Genomic DNA, 3,470 nt, shown 5'->3' with positions numbered 1-3,470 from the left:
AGGGGCGGGAGGTGCCGTGGCGGCCTCCGCCCGTGTGAACTCGCCCGCCGCCTCCCAGGCGTCCCGTTCCGTCGAGAAGGCCGCGCCCTGGCGGGAGCGGAACTCCGCTATCGACTCGGCGTTCTCCGTGAGGAACTCCTCGTACTCCGCCAGGGAGAAGACGCCCTCCTCGATGCGGGGGACGAAGCGGCCCGAGGTGATGTCGGCGCGCAGGTCGAGGAGTTCGTCCGGCTCGACGGCGTACCACTTGATGCGGTCGAAGAACCGCAGCAGCCAAGGTGAGCCCGGTTCGAACGCGCCGCGCTGCTGCCAGCCGGACCACACCTGGGTCGTACGGCCGACGAACTGGTAGCCGCCGGGGCCCTCCATGCCGTAGATGCACAGGTAGGCGCCGCCGATGCCCACCGAGTTCTCCGCCGTCCAGGTGCGGGCCGGGTTGTACTTGGTCGTGACCAGGCGGTGGCGGGGGTCGAGCGGGGTGGCTACCGGGGCGCCCAGGTAGACGTCTCCCAGGCCCAGTACGAGGTACTCCGCCTCGAAGACCGTGCGGTACACGTCGTCGACCGAGTCCAGGCCGTTCACCCGGCGGATGAACTCGATGTTCCACGGGCACCAGGGGGCGTCGTCGCGGACGCCCGCCATGTAGCGGGCGATCGCCTCGCGGGTCGCCGGGTCGTCCCAGGAGAGGGGGAGGTGGACCGTGCGGGAGGGGACCGTGAGGTGGTCCGCGGAGGGCAGGGCCGTGGCTGTCCGCCGTATCACGGCGAGGAGTTCGGGCTGGGGGAGTACGGCCGGGTCCGCCTGGATCTGGAGGGAGCGGATACCCGGTGTCAGGTCGGTCACCCCGGCGAGGTCCAGCTCCGTCACCGCCTCCATCAGGGCGTGGACGCGCATCCGGAGCGCCAGGTCCAGCTGCATGGGCCCGAATTCGACCAGCAGGTTGTCGTCGCCGCTGCGGCGGTACGTGATGTCGCCGTCCCGGGCCAGGACGCCCCCGTCCACAATCGCCGCACGACTCACGCCTGTTGTGTCCACCGGTGCGAAGCGGACCGAGTCGCCGGGACGAAGCTGGCCCAGTTTCCAGCGTTCCGTGCTGAGGACGGTCGCCGGGCACACGAAGCCGCCGAGCGAGGGGCCGTCCGGGCCGAGCAGGACCGGCATGTCGCCCGTGTAGTCCACGGCGCCCACGGAGTACGGGGTGTCGTGGATGTTGGACGGGTGCAGGCCCGCCTCGCCGCCGTCGGTGCGTGCCCAGCGGGGCTTGGGACCGACCAGTCTTACGCCCGTGCGGGCCGAGTTGAAGTGGACCTTCCAGTCGGCCGCGTAGAAGTCGTGGATGTCCTCCTCGGTGAAGAACTCCGGTGCCGCGTGCGGGCCTTCGACGGCGCCGATGTGCCAGGGCGAGGCGAACTCCGGGCGGTCGGACGGTGGGACCGGGGTGCCCGGCTCCGTCGCCGCTCCGCCGTGCAGGACATCACCCGTGCGCAGCGCCCGGCCTCCGTGGCCGCCGAATCCGCCCAGCGTGAAGGTGGCCGCGCTGCCGAGGAAGGGCGGCACGTCCAGGCCGCCGCCGGCGAACAGTACGTAGGTCCGCAGGCCCTGTTCCGTCGGGGCGCCGATCGTCAGTACTGCACCCGCCGGTACCGTCACCGGCTCCCACTGTGCGACCGGCGTACCGTCCAGGGTGACCGGCGCCGGAGCCCCGGTGACGCACACCGTCGTGGGGTGGGTGAACCTCAACGACGGGCCCTGGAGGGTGCATTCGAGGCCGGGGGCGCCCTCGTCGTTGCCCAGGGCGCGGTTGCCGAGCCGGAACGAGCGGTCGTCCATCGGGCCGCACGGCGGCACGCCCACCTGCCAGTAGCCGGTGCGGCCCGGCCAGTCCTGGACGGTGGTGAGCGTCCCGCCGGAGACGACCTCGACGCGCGGAGTCGGATCACTCACCCCGGCCAGGGTCGCCGTCGAGTGTGTGGCGGAGCGGAAGTCCCGGTTCGCCAGCGCCGCCCGTACCAGGCCGAGGTTCGTCTCGATGCCGTCGACCCGGGTGCGGGCCAGCGCCTCGTCGAGCCGGCGCAGCGCGTGCTCCCGGTCGGTGCCGAACGCGATCACCTTCGCGAGCATCGGGTCGTACGACGTGGTCACCTCGGTGCCCGTCTCCACCCAGCCGTCGATCCGCACCCCGCCAGGGAACTCGACCCGGGTCAACAGGCCCCCGCTGGGCCGGTGTTCGCGCGAAGGGTCCTCGGCGTAGACACGGGCCTCGACGGCGTGACCGCGGGGGGTGCCCGGGTCCCGTACGACGTCCCGCTCGCCGCGGGCCAGTCGCAGCATCCAGGCGACGAGGTCGACGCCGTAGATCTCCTCCGTGACCGGATGTTCCACCTGGAGGCGGGTGTTGACCTCCAGGAAGTACGCCTCTTCGCGGGCCGCGTCGTACACGAACTCCACTGTTCCGGCGGAGCGGTAGCCGACGGAGGAGCACAAGTCGCGGGCGGCGTCCGCCAGTTGGGCGCGCACGTGCGCGGGGATCCCGGGGGCCGGGGCCTCTTCCACCACCTTCTGGTTGCGGCGCTGGAGCGAGCAGTCGCGGTCACCGAAGGTGACGACCCGGCCCTCGCCGTCGCCGAAGACCTGTACCTCGACATGGCGGGCGTGTTCGACGAGCCGTTCCAGGAAGACGCCGGCCGAGGAGAAGGAGGCGGCGGCGACGCGCTGCACCCGCTCCCAGGCGTCGGCGAGTTCGGCGGCCGAGGCGCAGGCCGACATGCCGATGCCCCCGCCTCCGCCGGTCGCCTTGAGCATCACGGGATAGCCGATGGCCGCGGCCTGTTCGTACGCCTCGTCGAGGGAGGCCAGCAGGCCTGTGCCGGGTGCGAGGGGCACCCCCGCCGCCTCGGCCGCCGCCCGGGCCGTGTGCTTCGCGCCGAACAGCTCCAACTGCTGCGGCGTCGGCCCCACGAACACGATCCCGGCGTCCTCGCAGCGGCGCGCGAAGGCCGCGTCCTCGGACAGGAAGCCGTACCCGGGATGGATCGCACCCGCGCCCGTCACCTTGGCAGCCGCCAGTACCAGGTCGGCGTCGAGATACGACTCCTTCGCGGGCGCCGGACCGAGCCGCACCGCCTCGTCGGCGAGCCGGACGTGCGGGGCGGAGCGGTCGGCGTCGGAGTAGACCGCGACCGTGCGCAGGCCCAGCTCCCTTGCCGTACGGATGATCCGCACGGCGATCTCGCCCCGGTTGGCGACCAGCAGCGTGTCGAAGGTCATGCCGTGCCCGCCTCGGTGATGGTCATCTCCACCTCGGTCGGGTCGAAGCCGTTGCAGGGGTTGTTGATCTGGGGGCAGTTGGAGACGAGGACCAGGACATCGCGCTCGGCGCGGAGCGTGAGCGAGAGCCCCGGCGCCGAGAGACCGTCGACGATGCCGAGCGTGCCGTCCTTCTCCACCGGCACGTTCATGTACCAGTTGAT

General features: G+C 72.0%; 2 protein-coding genes. Both read right to left on the bottom strand.

The features are described 5' to 3' along the window. Window positions 1-3,267 (bottom strand): 5-oxoprolinase/urea amidolyase family protein (locus STRTUCAR8_RS41730; RefSeq protein ID WP_006382447.1); only part of this gene is annotated, 3,267 nt, incomplete at its 3' end. Continuing rightward, window positions 3,264-3,470: DUF1989 domain-containing protein (locus STRTUCAR8_RS41725; RefSeq protein ID WP_006382446.1), on the bottom strand; the 207-nt coding region annotated here is incomplete at its 5' end. The genes STRTUCAR8_RS41730 and STRTUCAR8_RS41725, both read right to left, overlap by 4 nt.

It is taken from the genome of Streptomyces turgidiscabies Car8 (genome assembly GCF_000331005.1).
In the GTDB taxonomy this organism is placed as follows: Bacteria; Actinomycetota; Actinomycetes; order Streptomycetales; family Streptomycetaceae; genus Streptomyces; species Streptomyces turgidiscabies.
The sequence above is the reverse complement of the archived record's forward strand: the minus strand, read 5'-3'. Positions and strand labels throughout refer to the sequence as shown.